Origin of the sequence: Actinoplanes sp. DH11 (assembly GCF_020873875.1) — a bacterium.
Taxonomy (GTDB): domain Bacteria; phylum Actinomycetota; class Actinomycetes; order Mycobacteriales; family Micromonosporaceae; genus Actinoplanes.
The window spans coordinates 128,282-143,995 of record NZ_JAHWGU010000009.1 but is presented as its reverse complement, the minus strand read 5'-3'; the positions used below and the strand labels follow the sequence as shown (position 1 = coordinate 143,995).

Sequence of the window (15,714 nt, the reverse complement as noted above, 5' to 3'; positions counted from 1 at the left end):
TGCGGCATTCGTGCCACACCGGGGCGGCGGCGTTGTATCTCGCCGCTCGCCCGGGCGACTCACCCGCCCAGGGTCAGAGTGCCCTCGCCGGCGGCGCGACCACGGGCGTAGTAACCAGCCCCGGCTCGGCCTCGCCGAACCGCCTGCTCTGCACCGGCACGCTCGGTGAGACCTCGGCACGCGTCCATCCGACGCCGATCAGGGCGAGCGCGGCCGCGTGACTCGCGGTGACCAGCACGTCCGGCGCACCCACTCCCACCAGCACGCTTGCCACCGCGAACAGCGCACCGCCCGCCGCCAGCGTCCGCGAGACCCCGGCGGCTGCCGCGGCCATCGCGGTGAGCGCGAGGCTGTAGAACAGCAGGGGTACGCGCATCGCGCCGAACCGCTCGTACAGCAGGGCGTTGGCCGACACCCAGCTCAGCGCCCAGAACGCCGACGGGCCCGGCAGGGGTTTGCCGCTGCTCAGGAACGCGAGCAGAAGGCAGACATGGGTACCGGCGAACAACGTCACGCCGACGACCAGGGCGACCTGGCCCGGCAGCAGCATCGCGACGCCCCCGGCGGCCGCGAGACCGAACCCCCAGGTCACCAGGTCTCGGCGGCCACGGCTCAGCAGATGCCAGATGAGCAGCGGGGCCAGCAGCGGCGTCGCCACCCACTGCAGCACGGTCACACCGGCGGCCGCCCCAGCGATCGCCGCCGCGGCGGCCACGGCGTACAGCTTGAGCGGCAGCGTCATGGGTTGGCAGTTTTCCGACGGGTTCACTCTCCGTCAACTGGTTGGACCAGTCTTTCACGGTGCGTTCATGCCCGGTTCAGATTGGCCGTGGTGCGGCCGGAACGTCAGACGCCGCGGCCGTTGTGGCGCGACATGCTGTGCTTCGCGCTGCGGTACCGGTCGCTGCCCCCGGCCTCGACGTCCAGTTGCAGGTGCTCGGGCAGGCGGGTGCCGAGGGCGTCCATGAAGATCGCGTTGCGGACCCGCACGGCACGGCCGCCGGGCAGGGTCACCCGGGTGCCCGGCTCGGCGACCGTGTCCGGCGGGCAGAAGATCACTTCGCCGTGCACCAGGCAGGGGCCGACATCGGTGCCGTCGACCTGGACGGTACGCGGCTCGTCGGCGTGCAGCAGCGCGAATTCCAGCCAGTCCATATCGACATTGTTGCCCGTCGGAGATCAGCTCAACCAAGATTCTTGCTCGTGACCGTCCACTGCGTACCGCGGGAAAGGCCGTTGATCAGGGCGCGAGCCGCCTGATCGCCCTTGAGGTGCCAGCGCAACCAGGCCGCACCCACCCGGCCGTACTCGCCGCTCGCCGGTTGCGCGAACGTGCCGTAATGGCCGACCGGCAGGTGCGCGAGCAACGCCGGCAGACGCGCCGGCAGCCGGCCGTAGTCGTCGACCGCGTTCGGGTAGGCGATGTCGTCCGGACCACCCGTGAGGTAGGCGACCGGGGCGTGCAGCCGCGACAGCCGGAAGTTCTCCGCGTCGCTGAGCAGGCCACCCTTGAAGAAGATCGACGTGTCGACCCGGGCGTCGGCACTCGCCTCGACCGTTTCCAGACCGCCGCACGACTGCCCCAGCACCGCTCCTCCGATATGTGTCTCGTCCCTTCATGCGCAGTGATGTTCGTCGATTTATCGCGTTTCCGGGATCGGCGAAACCACCGGCCGTGAACCGGGTACGGCCAACACCGGTACACCGGGAGGAGTGACCCGACCCGGGAGGTGGCCGTGACGAGCTCGCTGGTCGTTCCGGCAGCCGACCCCACCAGCGGACTGTCCGGCCTGGGCCTGGCGGGGCACGCCTCCGACATCGCCGCCGGCATCCGCGACGGCAGCTGGGTGGACGCCTCCCTCGGCGGCGTCGGCGCCTCACTGGAATCGCTGTCCCTGGCACTCGACCCGCTCGGCACCCTGGTCAGCTGGGGCGTCGGCTGGCTGCTCGAACACGTCCGGCCGCTGCGCGAGGCCCTCGACCAGCTGACCGGCGACGCCGGCCAGGTGACAGCACACGCCGCCACCTGGCACAACGTCGCAGCGGCCCTCGCGAGCGCGCATGCCACCTACGCCGAAGACGTCGACCGGGACACGGCGGGCTGGGCCAGCGACGCCGGTACCGCCTACCGCGAGCACGCCGGTTCGCAGGCCGCGACGATGCAGGCCATCGGGGTCGCGGCGGGCGGGCTGGCCGCCGCGGTCGAAGGGTCCGGACTGCTCGTCGCCCTGGTCCGCGAGATCGTCCGTGACCTCATCGCCGATTTCGTGGCAACCCTGGCCGTACGGCTGCCGCAGTGGCTGGCCCTCGAAGGCCTGACCCTGGGCATCGCCACACCGGCCGTCGCCGCCCAGGTCGCCGGCCTGGTCGCCACCTGGGCCGATCGGATCCAGCACTTCCTGCGCGGCCTGCTGACCAGCCTGCGCCGGCTGATCCCCAGGACGGACACCCTGCGCGACATCTTCGAGTCGCTCGTCATGCACAGCAAGAAAGCCGCACACAACAACCCTGCGGAGTCCGACAACGCGGGCGCCCGGCCTTCGCGGCAGTCACCGTCGGAGCCGTCGCCGCCGGACCCGGATGACGGTCCGGGCAGGGACGAGACGCCGGCCACCGACGTCCGCGACGTTCACGGTGCCCTGCGCACCGCCTCCCGGGACGCGGATCCTGATTTCGTCTGGGCCCACGGAGACATGTACGTGCAGGACGACGGCCGGATCGTGAAGGTCCTGGACAAGGGCAACGGAACCTACGATGTCGTGGTACGGGACCTGAGTAACCCGTCGGACACACCCAACACCGTCATGGAAGGAGTCTCCGAGAACTACGTCCAGCGGAAGATCGACAGCGGCAGATGGGAGTAGGCGTGACCGACGGGACGACCTGGACGGGTGAGGTGACCAAACGGCTTCGCTGCTGCATCTGCGGCGAGGACACTGTGGGCGACGAGGACTACGTACTGCTGCGTCTGACCGCGGCCCCGGGTGCCGCCACCCAATGGCTCGGCGCCCATGCCGCACATCTCAACGCGGTGCTCGCGGACGGTTTCGAGGTCGAGATCCACCTCATGTGAGCACTGCCCGTGCCTGATCAGCGGCGGCGCAGGCTGGGATCGAGCAGGGCGGGTGGGGTGTCGAGTTTCTCGTGCGGGGCCAGGTCCACGCCCGGGGCGACGATGGTGTCGACGGCGTCGAGGACGTCGGGTGGCAGGACCGTGTCGGCGGCGGCCAGCTGGGAGAGCAGGTGGTCGATCGTCCGGGGGCCGATGATCGCGCCGGTCACGGCCGGGTGCGCGGTGACGAAGCCGAGCGCGAGCTGGATCAGGGTGAGACCGGCATCGGCGGCGAGGGTGGCGAGTTTTTCGACGGCGGTCAGGCGGGCCTGGTTCGCGGCGGTCGACAGGTCGAAGCGGTCCGGCAGGAACGCCGACCGGCTGGTGGTGATCTCCTGTCCGGCGCGGACGGCGCCGGACAGCCAGCCGGACGCGAGCGGGCTCCAGGCGAGAACGCCCAGACCGTACTCCTCGGTCACCGGCAGCACGTGACCCTCGATGCCGCGTTGCAGGAGGGAGTAGCTGGGCTGCTCAGTGACGTACCGCCCCAGGTGGTTCTCGCGAGCCGCCCACTGCGCCTGCACGATGCGGTAGGCCGGGAAGGTCGACGAACCGAAGTACCGTATCTTGCCGGCGCGCTGGAGGTCGGTCAGCGCGGACAGGGTCTCCTCGTCACTGGTGAGCGGATCCCAGCGGTGCATCTGGTAAAGGTCGACGTGGTCGACGCCGAGCCGGCGCAGGCTGTCGTCGAGGGCGGTGACCAGCCATCGGCGCGAGCCGCCCCGGCGGTTGCGGTCGTCACCCATCGGCATGGTGGCCTTCGTGGCGAGGACGATGTCGTCGCGGCGGCCGGCGATCGCCTTGCCGACCATCTCCTCCGACTGCCCGCCGCTGTACATGTCCGCGGTGTCGATGAGGTTGATGCCCGCGTCGAGCGCGGCGTGGACGACGGCGGTGACGTCGTCCTGCGTGGTGCGGCCGATGCGGCCGAAGTTCATGGCGCCGAGCACGAGCGTGCTGACCTGCACACCGGTGCGGCCGAGAGTGCGGTACTGCATTGGTCGTTCCTCCTGAGGATCTGGCATGCTTCCGGAACAAGCGGAACCGTGTTCCGATAGCCACCATACGGAACGACGTTCCGTTTAGCGAAGAGCGTGACGGAGACCACACATGCCCGAGTCCTCAGCGCCGGCTCACCGCAAACGGGCCGACGCGCGCCGCAACATGGAAACCCTGCTCGACGTCGCCGCCGCGGCCTTCCTGACGGGCGGCGTGCACGTTCCGGTACGCGAGATCGCCGCACAAGCCGGCGTCGGCGTCGGCACGTACTACCGGCACTTCCCGACCCGAGCCGACCTGGTCATCGCCGTCTACCGGCACCAGATCGAGGCGTGCGCCGAGGCCGGCCCCCGCCTGCTGGCCGGCAGCGACACCGCCCACGCCGCCCTGGCATCCTGGATCGACCTGTTCGTCGACTTCCTCATCACCAAACACGGCCTGGCCGAGGCCCTGCGATCCGACGACGCCACGTTCCAGACCCTGCACGCGTACTTCCTGGAACGCCTCGTCCCGGTCTGCGCCGACCTGCTCACCGCCGCCGCGTCCGCGGGCGAGGTCCGCGCCGACGTGACCGCCTACGAACTGATGCGCGGCGTCGGCAACCTCTGCATCGGCGCGAACTCCGACACCGGCTACGACGCGCGGCGCCTGGTCAGCCTGCTGATCGGCGGCCTGCGGCAGCAATGAACCGGGTACGGGCGACGCCTCTCACTTGTCGCTCCAGGGCGGCGGCTCCGGAGCCCGATGCCACCACCACGCCTTGTCCGGCGCCACACCGGCAATCTCGTCGGTGGCGGCCCGGAATGTGTCGTCCACCATCGTCACCGCTGCAGCGATGGTCTCAGCGAGGTCCTCTGGAAGCTTTTTCAGATCGTTCGTCAGCTCGTCACGCGTCGTCAGGTCTTCATTCCAGTACTCGGTCGGGTACCAGCCGTCGGGCGGCCATCCCGAAGTCATCCGCACGGTCATGGCCTCCCACGCCTTCAAATCGTTCATGACCTCCCACAAAGCGTCACTGTGCGCAGGATTCTTCGACTCGTCGGCGAGCAACGCCTGTAAGCCGTCCGCGATGGGTGTAGCCATCCGGTGCTGGCGGATTACTTCAGGCTGAGACTCAACGCGGACGTTCGGCAACGCGGCCACCGGCCGTTCCACCGCGTCAATGATGAGGACCGTCGCATCCACTTCGTCCTCACCCTCGTAAACACGAGCTCGGGTGCGAGAGCCGTCCGGTTCCACCAGCCAGTGAGCGCTCGGCGGGTGGGCCTCCGCGGAGTAGAGCACGGGCGCCCGCAGTGTTGCCGCGAGTTGCTCACCCAGCGCCTTCTCCCCGAAATCGCCGTCGCGCAGATAGATGTCCAGCGACCAGGTCACATCGCCCTCCACCGGTTCGCAGGTGACGAGCACGGCGGCCTGCCAGTTACGCTCCATGACGTCACGCTCGCTGATGTCGACGTCGTCTTCGGCCACGCCGGCGAACCTGGCGAGAGCTGCCCTCACTCGTGCATGGTCGAGGCTGCCCAGCAAGAACATGTAGTACGTCATTCGGAGTAGGTCCCGTCGTAGATCGACTTTGCCTTCGCAATCGCCTCCGGGTGGTTCAGGAAGCGCGGCGCGAATTGGAAGACTTTCACCTTGTCCACGTCACCGCCAGCACGCGCGATTTCTTTCAGTGCCGCGTATTCGTTGTTGTCAAGGGGCACCAACCCCGGCCCTGACACCGGAAAGACCGTGCCGCTCGGCTCAACGGTATAGATTCGGCCGTTCACTTCGTAACTGCCGGTGTCCTTGTGGAGCTTCGCCTTGCCGTCCGCGATCTGCCGGATGTCATCCTGGACCGCCGCCTCATTGCCACGGAGAATGAAGGTGTTCTCCTTCTTGACCTCACCGTGCTTGAGTCCAGCGAAACTGTGCCGAGGATGCGGCGGTCTCAGGTCCTTCCCCCGAGCCGGACCAGCGATGTCATCGCGGCCACGCCACGGCGGTCCTGGTGGCGGCACTCCCGCCGATCCGCCACCCGTATTGCCGCCGCCGCCGTCGCCTCCGCCGCTGTTGCTGCTGCCGTGCGCCGACGGTGTCGCTGAGGCGTCTGCTCGGCCCGCGAAGGGGGATTTCCTGGCCATTGCCGCCAGCAGCTCGCGCAGCTTTTCGAAGACGCGGCTCAGCGCTTCCGTCTTGGGGAGCAGGTTGCGCAGGCTGGAGAGCAGGCCGCGGAGGAAGTGCTGGATCCGGTTGGCCCAGGAGGCGACCAGGCTTGCCACCTGGCCGGCTACGAACGGCGTTGCGATGCCCAGGGTCAGGCCTTCCATGGCCAGCCATTGCGGCAGCCGGACGGCCAGGGTGGCCACGAATTCGGCGATCAGGTCGCGGACTGTTTCGCGGACCAGGGCTACCAGCAGGCCCGTACCCTCGACTGCCGAGGCGATGCCGCCTGCCGCGACCCCGATGCCCTGCAACGCGGAGAGCTGGGTGTCCGCGTGGGCGCGGTAGGCGTCGCCCGCGGCGCCGGACCAGCCGGTGGTGTCGGTGCTGACCTGCGCGGCGTACGACGTGTGTGCGGCGGACATGGCGGCGGCCACCTGCTGCCACTGCGCGGCCTGCGCGGACACCTCGCCGGCGTTGCCGGCGAGCCGGTCCAGGGCTTCGCGCAAGGGTTCGACGTGTTCCAGCAACCAGCCGACGCCCCAGCTGACGAGGCCGCCGATCGGGTCCAGGATCAGCGACAACGCTTCCAGCGACACCCCGACGCCGCCGAGCGTGGCGTCCACCCAGCTGCCGTTCTGGATGCCTGAGGCGATCTGGTACGCGTCCTCGACCAGCCCCAGCCCGGCAACCGGACTCGTCACGGTGATCCGATCTCGCGCGCCGAGTGGTTGTCGGTGTCTTCCAGGAGCCGGACGGCGGCACGCAGGTTGAGGGCGGTCTCCTGCAACGCCTCGGCGCTGCCGTTCATGGCGACCACCGCGACCTCGAAGACCCCGGACAGGATGCCGGGCAGGAAGCCGCACAGCATGCCGTACGCGCCGGGGTCCATCGTCACCTGCGTGACCGCGGCCCGGGCCGCCCGGACCTCCTCGGTGACCCCGTCGACCGCGGCGGCGTGCCGGACGACGGCCGGGACCGGAACGTCGACGAAGTCAGCCACGGGAATCCCCCGGTGCGGACGGCGGGGGCGGTGGTGGGAAGCGCCGGGCGAAGCCGTCGATCACGGCCCGGCCCGTCTCGGAGTCGGCGCCGACGGTGTCGTGCACCTCCTCGGCGACCATCGAGACCAGGTGCGCCTGCGCGGACCGCATCACGGTCAGGATTTCGTCGCTGAGTTCGTGCGGGCTCAGCCCGTACATCTGATCGTCGAGTTCCAAGCCCTCGACCTGGCCGTTCGCACCCACGGTGACCACCGCGTACCGGCCGCGCGCCTGCGCGCTGAGCCCGGCCACCCGTTGCGCGAGCTGCGCCGCGCGCGCGGCCTGCGCGTCGATGCGCGCGGTCCAGTCCGCCAGCCATTCGTCGGCCGCGTCGATGTCGCGCACGGCCACCTCCCCTCCCGCGGTGTACGCGGTGATGTACCGGCGGACGGTGCGCCCGGTTCAGCCGGGACCACGTGCCGATTCGTGATCATGGGTGGTGCGTACTCTGAGGCCGGTGGACGTTGACCTTGCACTGGTCGGGTACGGGGGTGCCGCGTCGCTGGTGATGTCGGCGCTGCGTGATCAGGGGGTGCCGGGTCTGCGGGTCGCGACCGTCGACCCCGGTGGGGTGAAGGCGCGGACGTGGGCGTTCTGGACCGGGGCGGCCGACCCGCTGGACCCGGTGCTGGACGCGCGGTGGAGCGGGGTCGACCTCTACGGGCCGGGCGGGCGGCAACGCCTCGATCTCGACCCGATGCGGTACGCGATGGTCCGCTCCGACCCGATCTTCCGGCAGGCCGAGCGGGCGGCCGCGGACCTCGGCGCCCGCCGGATCGGGACCACCGCCGGCCGGCTGGACGACGACGGCGGCGCGGTCACCGTGCACGACGCGGACGGCACGGCCGTGCTGCGGGCGCGCTGGGTCCTGGACTCGCGGCCGGTCCCGCCCGCCAAGCCCGGGCGCACCTTCTGGTTGCAGCACTTCCGGGGCTGGTGGGTGCGGTCCGAGCGGCCGATCTTCGATCCGGGCTCGGCGATCCTGATGGACTTCCGGACACCGCAGCCGGCGCGCGGGGTGTCGTTCGGGTACGTGCTGCCGACGAGTGCGAACACGGCGCTCATCGAGTACACCGAGTTCTCGCCGAACCGGCTCGACGACGCGGCCTACGAGGCGGCGCTCCGGTCGTACATCAGGCTTCTCGGTCTGCGGGATCTGACCGTCGACGAGGTGGAGGACGGGGCCATCCCGATGACGGACGGCGTCTTCGACCGGCGGCCGTCGCCCCGGGTGGTGCGGCTCGGTACCGCCGGTGGGGCGACGCGGCCGTCCACCGGGTACACGTTCTCGGCGATGCGGCGGCAGGCCACGGAGATCGCCGCGCTGATCAAAGCCGGTCGTGACCCGGTTCCCGCTCCCGCCTATCCACGCCGGCATCTGTGGATGGACGCGGTGGCTCTGCACGCGTGGGACCGCGGCCTCGTGTCGGCGCCGGAGTTCTTCGAGCGGCTGTTCCGGCGCAACCCGCCGGATCGGGTGCTGCGGTTCCTGGACGGGCGGACGTCGCCGGCCGAGGAGCTCGCCCTGATGGCGTCGACGCCGCTGCTCGCGATGACGCGCGCGGCGGCCCGGGTCAGCCTGCCGGCGCGCCGCACCCGCCGCGCCTGACTCTCACCGCCGGACTGGCTCTCGTCACCGGGCTGGCTCTCGTCGCGGCGTCGTCGCTCATCCGCCGGGCTTTGCCGGGATGTCGATCCTGGCCACCGGGGAGATCACCAGGTCGTGCACGCGCCAGTCGAAGGAGCGGCAGTACTCCTCCAGCCGGCCCAGCCGCCCGACCAGGTCGTCCGTGCCCGGTGCCGGCACCACCAGCAGTTCACCGACGAAGACGTGGCCCTCCTCGCGCAGCCGCAGCCAGGCGTCAGCGATCCAGTCGTGGTCGCGGACCGCGGCCAGCAGCCGGTCCGGCAGCGGGTGCGGGCCGCTGCCGTCGACCAGGCGCGGCTGGTCGTCCATCAGGTTCGCGACCGCGGCGGCGGTGGTACGCACCCCGTCCCGCACGATGTCACCGCCGATGATCAGGGCGGCCACCGCGTCCGCCCACCACAGTCCCGCCCCGATGCCCAGGATGCCGGCGATCGCGGCACCCGCGGTCAGCCAGTCGGCCCGGTTCATCTCGGCGTCCGCGTACAGCACCTTGTCGTGCAGCTCGCGGGCGATCTTCTGCTTGATGTGACCGAGAATGATTGCCGGGATCATCGTGGTGACCAGCACCGCGATCATCAGCCAGCCCAGCCAGAACGTGTGCCCGAACATCTCGATCAGTCCGATCGGCGGCCGCTCCCGGGCGATCAGCCGGGCCGCCGAGTCGTATACGACGTAGAGACCGAGCCCCAGCAACGCGACCGCGCCGGCCAGGAACGCGACACTCACTGCCCGGTGGTGGCCGTAGGGGAAGCGCTCGTTGGGCCGGCGGTTGCGCCAGCGGGCGGCGATCAGGAACGCGGCAGGTGGCACGACGCCGAGCATGTCCTCGATCCAGGCCGCCTTCATGGCCTGCGACTGACCGAGAACGACCGCGAGCAGGGCGACCGCGACCACGAAGAACGCGATCGTCCACCACTCCAGGCGGACGGCCCGGCGGTGCAGGGCCGCCTGCTCCGGCGGCAACTCGAACACGTCGTACGGCCTCATGCGCGCTCCTCGGCCGCCACGAGCAGGGCGGTGACCTGCTCGTGGGAGAGGCCGAGCAGGAAGCGCTCCACTTCCGCCAGCCAGCCGTTCTCCCCCGGCGGCACCGCCCAGACGTGGTCGGCCTTGCCGAGTTCGTGGCCGGAATCGGACAACCCGAGTTCGGCCAGCCGCCACTCCCCGACCACGACGGGCAGGCCCTCCCGGCCGGTGACCTCCGGGACCGCGACCGCCACGGCCCCCTCGGCGGCGACCGCCGCCACCTCGGCGGTGCCCGCGACGACCGCCACCCGTACCCCGTCGAGGTCGTCCGGCAGATCCGGCGCCGGGCCCCGGCCCGGCCTCGATCCGGGCACCGCGACGACCGTGCGCATCGTGACATAAGGCCTGGTCAAAGCTGCCGTATCGGTCCACGGCGCGGTGGCTCCCAGCCCTCCGACCACGAGGTCTAGAACGCGGTCCTTGAGCGCCGCCATCAGTGCCGACTCAGAACCGGGATACCACTCGACGCGGCTGCCCAGCTCCGCCGCGAGCCGCTTCACCAACTCCGCCTCGGCGCCGCGGCCGGGCGCGACGGTCCAGGGCGGGTTCTCGGTGATCCCCACCCGCAGCACCCCACCACGCACGTCCGCCAGCGTCGTCCCGGCATCCCGGGGCCACCCGCAGCCCGCCAGCACCAGAACCATGGCGAGCAGCAACCCGACCCTTGCCATGACCTCTTTATAGTTCCTGCCCGGCACCTCTCACCGGCGGTGCGGCCACACCGTTCCCCGTGTCCTCGATGATCCACGGCGGGCTGCGGCACACGAGGCGGGCATGAGCCCGGCCGGAGTGGGTACGCGGGTGTTTTAGCTGCTCAGGAGGGGCCATGGGGCGTTACGACGAGGAGGTTCGAGGGCTTTCGGTGCCACTGGCGGATGCCGGCGACCTCGACGTGCTGCTCGATCGGGTCGGGGACGCGTCGGTGGTGATGCTCGGGGAGGCCACCCACGGGACGCACGAGTTCTACGAGTGGCGGGCGGCTCTCACCCGGCGGCTCATCGAGGAGAAAGGGTTCTCCTTCGTGGCGGTCGAAGGGGACTGGCCGGACTGCGACCGGGTGGACCGGGCCGTGCGGTGCCTGCCCGGCGCGCCCGCCGACCCGCGGGACGCGCTCGCCACGTTCGAACGGTGGCCGACCTGGATGTGGGCGAACGAGGAGGTCGTCGACTTCACCCGCTGGCTGCGGGACCACAACGCGCGGCGGGACCGGGGCGAGCGGGCCGGGTTCCACGGGCTGGACGTCTACTCGCTGTGGGAGTCGCTGCGGGAGGTCCTCACCCATCTGCGGGAACACGACCCCGACCAGGTTCCGGTGGCGCTGGCCGCGTACCACTGCTTCGAGCCGTTCGAGGAGAACGCCCAGCACTACGCCCTCGCCACGCGGTTCGTGCCGGCCGGCTGCGAGACCGAGGTGATCGGCCTGCTGACGACGCTGCGGCAGCGGGCGGCCGCGGACGGGGCCGCCCGGTTCGGGGTGTGGCAGAACGCCGAGGTGGTGGCCGGCGCGGAACGGTACTACCGGGCCATGGTCCGGGGCGGGCGCGAGTCGTGGAACGTCCGGGACCGGCACATGGACGACACGCTGGACCGGTTGCTGCGGCACTACGGGCCGGGCGCGAAGGCCGTCGTGTGGGCGCACAACACGCACGTCGGCGATGCGCGGGCCACCGACATGGGCGACGCCGGCATGGTCAACATCGGCCGGCTGGCCCGGGAACGGTACGGGGCCGACCGCGTCGTGCTGGTCGGGTACGGCACCCATCACGGCACCGTGGTGGCCGGTTCCGCCTGGGGTGCGCCGATGGAGGTGATGGGCGTACCGCCAGCCCGTCGCCGCAGCCTGGAGGAGGTCCTGCACTCGGCGGCGCCGGCTCGGGCGCTGCTGGTCTTCCCCACCGACGACCGGCCGGACGTGCTCGCCGACGAACTCCCGCACCGGGCGATCGGCGTCGTCTACGACCCGGCGCGGGAGAGCCGGGGAAACTACGTGCCGACGGTGCTGGGCGACCGGTACGACGCGTTCTGCTGGTTCGACACCACCCGGGCGGTGCGCCCGCTGGCGGTGGCGGCGGTCGACGCACTGGAGCCGGAGACGTACCCGTCCGGGGTCTGAGTCGTCCGCGCGGTGGTGGGGCGAGGGGCGACCGGCGCCTCAAGCCGCCGCGGCCGAGCCGGGGAAGTCGATGGTCTCGCGGCCGACGCGCTGGCCGGTGAACAGCGCCCGGAGCCGGGCGAACGGTACGGTGACCAGCTCCCGCAACTCCTGCGGCCGCCCGTGGTCCAGCAGCAGCACGCTGCGTACCGTGCGACCCGCCGCGGTGCTGTCCCGGATCACCCGGGTGGGTCCGGTGACGGCACGCACGGCCAGGTCGATCCGCTCCCGGAGGACCTCGGGCCGGGACTCGTCGTCGTAAGCGAAGTCGTGGCCGCAGTGACCGGCGAAGTCGAGCGCGAACACTTCGGCGCCGGCGTTCACCCGTACCGTCGCGATCCGGTCCGGCCAGGCCTGCGGCCGGATGTCCAGCACCAGGTCCGCGCCGGGCACCGGCGCCGGCGACAGCGTCCATCGGCAGTGCGGGTGGGCGGCCATGAGCGCGGGCACCAGGGCGGCGAGGTCGGTCGTGTCCATCGGCCCGAGTGAAGCACGGGCCCGGCCGGCCCGCTCAGCGGGTGGCCAGTTCGGCCTGGCGCAGGACTATCCGGGTGGCCGGTTCCGGCCGGGCGCCGATCTCGGAGAGCGCGGAACGCACCCGGGTCACCGCCCGGCCCAGCGCCACCGGGTCCCGCCGCTGGGTCTCGGCCGCCAGCATCAGGCGCATGCACCGCTCGGCGTAGGGTTCCGCGGCCAGCGCCCGCCGGGCCAGGCCGGCGGCGCCGGTGGTGTCGCCCCGGGCCAGGCAGCGCTCCCCCAGGGTCAGGGTTGCCGAGGTCAGCTCGGCGACCAGCCCGGCCGCCATCGCGTCGTAACCGGGCAGCGGTGCCAGGTCGGTGAGCGGCTCCCCGCGCCACAGGGCCACTGCCGCGGAGAGTGCCGCCTCGGCCGCCGCCAGGTCGCCGAGCCTGCGGGCCAGTGCCGCTTCGTCGAGGCGTTCGCGCAGGTCGGCGACGTCGACGGTGAGGGCCGCGGAGCGTACGAGACGGATCCGCGAACGGTCGCACCGCAGGTGGTCGGCGTCCACGGCCCGGCGCAGGTAGGTCAGGGTGACCCGCAGGTTGCGCGCGGCCGCGACCGGGTCGAGATCGGGCCAGAGCAGGCCGGTGAGCCGGTCCCGGTCCATCTCCTCGTGCACGGCGAGCACCCCGAGCAGTTCCCGGACCCGGCGTCGCCGCAGGTCGGCGGGCCGGCCGTCGACGAGGACGCGCATCGGGCCGAGCAGTTCCACCCGGGTGTGCGACGCCGGGGTGGCGGGGACGGTGGCGAGCAGCCGGCGGGCGCCGGTCAGCGGCGCCACCGAGGGGCCGGCGGCGAACGGTCGCAGCGCGTCGTGGGCTCGCCGGCCCAGGCGGTCGGCGAGCCACTGGAGCAGGCGGCGGCCGAAGGGCAGGCCGGCGGCGTCGGCGTGCGCGGCCAGTTCGACGGCCCAGGGCAGCGGGAACGAGATCAGGACGGTCTCCGGGGTGACGTCGCCGGTGGTGGTGAGCCGACCGGCCCGGCCGGCCAGCAGCAGCCGGGCGGCGGCGCGTACCCGCTGGTGGGACGGCCCGAGCGGTGCGGTGTCCCAGGCGGCGCGGGCTTCGGGGGACAGCACGTAGCCGTACGCCAGGAATCGCCGCAGATGGACGGCCGCGACCGGGTCGCTGAGCGGGTGTTCCGCGAGGAAGGCGGCGATCCGGGAGCGTGCGGCGGATTCGTCGCCGAGCAGGACCGCGTGTGCCGCGGCGGCGGTGGCGAGCATGGCGGCGTCGCGGGTGTCGTCGCCGAGGCCGCTGGCGGCGAGTTGCGCCGACACGTGTTCCAGGGCGGGCCGGTCGCCGAGGGAGGCGGCGACCACGGCGGCGAACGCCAGGAAGTTGAACCGGTACCGGTCGTTGGCGTCGGACGCCGGCAGGTGCGCCGGATGCCCGGGTTCGCCGGTGCCGGGCAGCAGGCCGCCGGGGTCGCCGGCCATCCAGCGGGCGAAGCCCGGCATCCGGCGGACATGGGCGTACGGCGAGTCGGCCAGGTGTTCCGCCGCGATCCGGGCGGCCTCGTCGGCGCGGCCGGCGAGCAGCAGCAGGTAGACGTAGAACCGGATGATGATCTTGCCGGGCTGCTGGGCGATATCGGTCAGGGCGAGCGCCTCCACGGCGGCGAGCGCGTCCTCGATCGAGCCCATCAGTTCGTACAGGGCGCCGCGCACCCCGGCCATCAGCAGCCGCAGCGTCGGCTCCTCGGCGGCGCCGGGCAGGTCGAGCGCGGTCTGGTAGAGCTCGGCGAGCCGGGACTCGTCGCCGCGGGCGTGCGCGGCGACGGTGGCGAGACTGAGCGCGGCGATCCGGGCCCGATCGGCGCCGCCGGCCGCGGTGGCTTCGGCGAAAGCGGCGTCGACTATCGCGTCCACGGCCGGGTCGTCGGCGCGGCCGGCGTATCGGGTGGCGGCGGTGAGCAGCCGCAGGCCCGGCCGGTGGTGTTCCACCTCGGCCACCGCGGCCAGCCAGCGCGCCCCGGTGTCCGCCGGGAACGTGGCGAGCGTGGTGGCGACGAGGGCGACGGCCGCGCGGTCGAGCATCGCCACGTCACCGGCGGCGATCGCGATGCTGCCGGCGCGCAGGGCGTTGCCCCGCGCGAGCAGCAGGTCGGCGGCGCGGGCGCGGGCCGCAGCGATCCGGTCGGCGGGCAGGATCCGGACGAGGGCGTCGATCCAGAGCGGGTGGGCGCGGACCTCGCCGGCGCCGAACCTGGCCACCAGCGGAATCCGGGCGGCGAGCTCGCCGACGTCGACGGCCGCGGGCACCAGCGCGCCGGCGCCGACGTCGGCCGGCAACAGCGCGGCCAGGGTCGCGGCGTCCGCCGAGCCGAGCACGGCCAGGTGCAGCAGGGCCTCGCGGTCGGCCGCGGAGAGGGCGGAGACCACCTCGTCCCAGAGGTAGTCCTGCGCCACGCCGGGCGGCGCGGCCAGGGTGAGCCGGACCAGGGCGGGCCATCCGCCGAGGCCGGCCACGTCGGTGGCCGGCCGCGCGGCCAGGGAGGCGGCCCGGCCGAGTTCGCCGTCGTCGAAGGCGAGGTCGGACTCGGTGAGACAGCGGATCCGGTCGGCGGCGTGCAGCCGCGCGACGGGCACCTGCGGCAACCGGCGCCCGCAGAGCACCAGGTGCGCCCCGGCGGGCAGCCGGGCCACCAGCTCGGCGAGGAGCCGCTGTCCCGACGAGCCGGCCGGGATCTCGTGGCAGTCGTCCAGGATCAGGCAGGTCTCGATCGGTGAGGCGGCCCGCAACGCCTCCCGGACGGTGTCCAGCGGCGTCGTCGCCGGCAGGTCGGCCGCGAAGGCCCGGCCGACGGCGGCGGCCAGGCGCCGGGCGTCCTCGTCGCCCGGTTCGCAGGTCACCCACGCCTCGATGCCGCGCGGGTCGGCCGCGTGCGACCGGACCGCCTGCGCCAGCGCGGTGGACTTGCCGAACCCGGGCCCGCCGACCACGGTGGTGACCGGCACGTCCCAGCGCCCGGCGAGCCGCTCTATCAGCCGGCCGCGCAGGACCTCGCCGCTGATCGCCTGGGGTGCACCGGGAAGTCGCACACCTCATGGAGCTCCGGCGCCGCTCCCGGC

17 protein-coding genes are annotated in these 15,714 nt (G+C 72.3%); 5 read left to right on the top strand and 12 right to left on the bottom strand.

Annotated elements, in window-relative coordinates; all coding sequences use genetic code 11:
• Nucleotides 1-73 precede the first annotated feature (73 nt).
• From LPA41_RS15465 to LPA41_RS15455, 3 genes are all read right to left on the bottom strand, one after another.
• Nucleotides 74-742: a lysoplasmalogenase family protein gene (locus LPA41_RS15465; protein ID WP_229071071.1), complete on the bottom strand. Its 669-nt coding sequence runs from the start codon at nt 740-742 to the stop codon at nt 74-76.
• A gap of 104 nt (nt 743-846) precedes the next feature.
• Nucleotides 847-1,155 (bottom strand): hypothetical protein, encoded by a 309-nt coding sequence (locus tag LPA41_RS15460; protein WP_229071070.1) that lies wholly within the window; start codon nt 1,153-1,155, stop codon nt 847-849.
• A gap of 29 nt (nt 1,156-1,184) precedes the next feature.
• Nucleotides 1,185-1,589 (bottom strand): hypothetical protein, encoded by a 405-nt coding sequence (locus LPA41_RS15455; protein ID WP_229071069.1) that lies wholly within the window; start codon nt 1,587-1,589, stop codon nt 1,185-1,187.
• A gap of 147 nt (nt 1,590-1,736) precedes the next feature.
• Here LPA41_RS15455 and LPA41_RS15450 point away from each other — a divergent pair, with 147 nt between their 5' ends.
• Both LPA41_RS15450 and LPA41_RS15445 read left to right on the top strand, forming a co-directional pair.
• Nucleotides 1,737-2,864: a hypothetical protein gene (locus LPA41_RS15450; RefSeq protein ID WP_229071068.1), complete on the top strand. Its 1,128-nt coding sequence runs from the start codon at nt 1,737-1,739 to the stop codon at nt 2,862-2,864.
• Between the two features lie 2 nt (nt 2,865-2,866).
• Nucleotides 2,867-3,073: a hypothetical protein gene (locus LPA41_RS15445; protein WP_229071067.1), complete on the top strand. Its 207-nt coding sequence runs from the start codon at nt 2,867-2,869 to the stop codon at nt 3,071-3,073.
• Nucleotides 3,074-3,090: 17 nt separating this feature from the next.
• Here LPA41_RS15445 and LPA41_RS15440 read toward each other — a convergent pair whose 3' ends face one another.
• A complete protein-coding gene (locus LPA41_RS15440; protein WP_229071066.1) occupies nt 3,091-4,110 on the bottom strand; it encodes an aldo/keto reductase in 1,020 nt (339 codons plus the stop codon).
• Between the two features lie 112 nt (nt 4,111-4,222).
• Here LPA41_RS15440 and LPA41_RS15435 point away from each other — a divergent pair, with 112 nt between their 5' ends.
• Nucleotides 4,223-4,798 carry a TetR/AcrR family transcriptional regulator gene (locus tag LPA41_RS15435; RefSeq protein WP_229071065.1) on the top strand — a complete coding sequence of 192 codons (576 nt, stop codon included), beginning with the start codon at nt 4,223-4,225 and terminating at the stop codon, nt 4,796-4,798.
• A gap of 21 nt (nt 4,799-4,819) precedes the next feature.
• On the opposite strand, the gene LPA41_RS15430 is transcribed toward LPA41_RS15435, so the two are convergent.
• From LPA41_RS15430 to LPA41_RS15415, 4 genes are read right to left on the bottom strand one after another with little or no spacing between them, the layout of a single operon-like run.
• Nucleotides 4,820-5,656, bottom strand: coding sequence for a hypothetical protein (locus LPA41_RS15430; protein WP_229071064.1), 837 nt, complete (start codon nt 5,654-5,656; stop codon nt 4,820-4,822).
• Nucleotides 5,653-6,957, bottom strand: a complete 1,305-nt coding sequence (locus LPA41_RS15425) for a hypothetical protein (RefSeq protein ID WP_229071063.1) — start codon at nt 6,955-6,957, stop codon at nt 5,653-5,655. The genes LPA41_RS15430 and LPA41_RS15425 overlap by 4 nt, the downstream gene beginning before the upstream one ends.
• On the bottom strand, nt 6,954-7,256 hold the full coding sequence (locus LPA41_RS15420; protein WP_229071062.1) for a type VII secretion target: 303 nt from the start codon (nt 7,254-7,256) through the stop codon (nt 6,954-6,956). Before LPA41_RS15420 ends, LPA41_RS15425 begins: the two co-directional genes overlap by 4 nt.
• Nucleotides 7,249-7,641 carry a hypothetical protein gene (locus LPA41_RS15415; RefSeq protein WP_229071061.1) on the bottom strand — a complete coding sequence of 131 codons (393 nt, stop codon included), beginning with the start codon at nt 7,639-7,641 and terminating at the stop codon, nt 7,249-7,251. The genes LPA41_RS15420 and LPA41_RS15415 overlap by 8 nt, the downstream gene beginning before the upstream one ends.
• A 91-nt stretch (nt 7,642-7,732) precedes the next feature.
• Here LPA41_RS15415 and LPA41_RS15410 point away from each other — a divergent pair, with 91 nt between their 5' ends.
• On the top strand, nt 7,733-8,905 hold the full coding sequence (locus tag LPA41_RS15410; RefSeq protein WP_229071060.1) for a lycopene cyclase family protein: 1,173 nt from the start codon (nt 7,733-7,735) through the stop codon (nt 8,903-8,905).
• A 57-nt stretch (nt 8,906-8,962) separates the two neighbouring features.
• Here LPA41_RS15410 and LPA41_RS15405 read toward each other — a convergent pair whose 3' ends face one another.
• Complete coding sequence (locus LPA41_RS15405; RefSeq protein WP_229071211.1) at nt 8,963-9,931, bottom strand: cation diffusion facilitator family transporter; 969 nt, start codon at nt 9,929-9,931, stop codon at nt 8,963-8,965.
• Nucleotides 9,928-10,641 (bottom strand): ABC transporter substrate-binding protein, encoded by a 714-nt coding sequence (locus LPA41_RS42455; protein WP_304523767.1) that lies wholly within the window; start codon nt 10,639-10,641, stop codon nt 9,928-9,930. The genes LPA41_RS15405 and LPA41_RS42455 overlap by 4 nt, the downstream gene beginning before the upstream one ends.
• A gap of 155 nt (nt 10,642-10,796) precedes the next feature.
• Between LPA41_RS42455 and LPA41_RS15395 the strand changes: the two genes are divergently transcribed.
• Complete coding sequence (locus LPA41_RS15395) at nt 10,797-12,083, top strand: erythromycin esterase family protein (RefSeq protein ID WP_229071059.1); 1,287 nt, start codon at nt 10,797-10,799, stop codon at nt 12,081-12,083.
• A gap of 39 nt (nt 12,084-12,122) precedes the next feature.
• Here LPA41_RS15395 and LPA41_RS15390 read toward each other — a convergent pair whose 3' ends face one another.
• Nucleotides 12,123-12,599: a hypothetical protein gene (locus LPA41_RS15390; RefSeq protein ID WP_229071058.1), complete on the bottom strand. Its 477-nt coding sequence runs from the start codon at nt 12,597-12,599 to the stop codon at nt 12,123-12,125.
• 34 nt (nt 12,600-12,633) lie between these two features.
• Nucleotides 12,634-15,684 carry a BTAD domain-containing putative transcriptional regulator gene (locus LPA41_RS42985; protein ID WP_229071057.1) on the bottom strand — a complete coding sequence of 1,017 codons (3,051 nt, stop codon included), beginning with the start codon at nt 15,682-15,684 and terminating at the stop codon, nt 12,634-12,636.
• Nucleotides 15,685-15,714 lie beyond the last annotated feature (30 nt).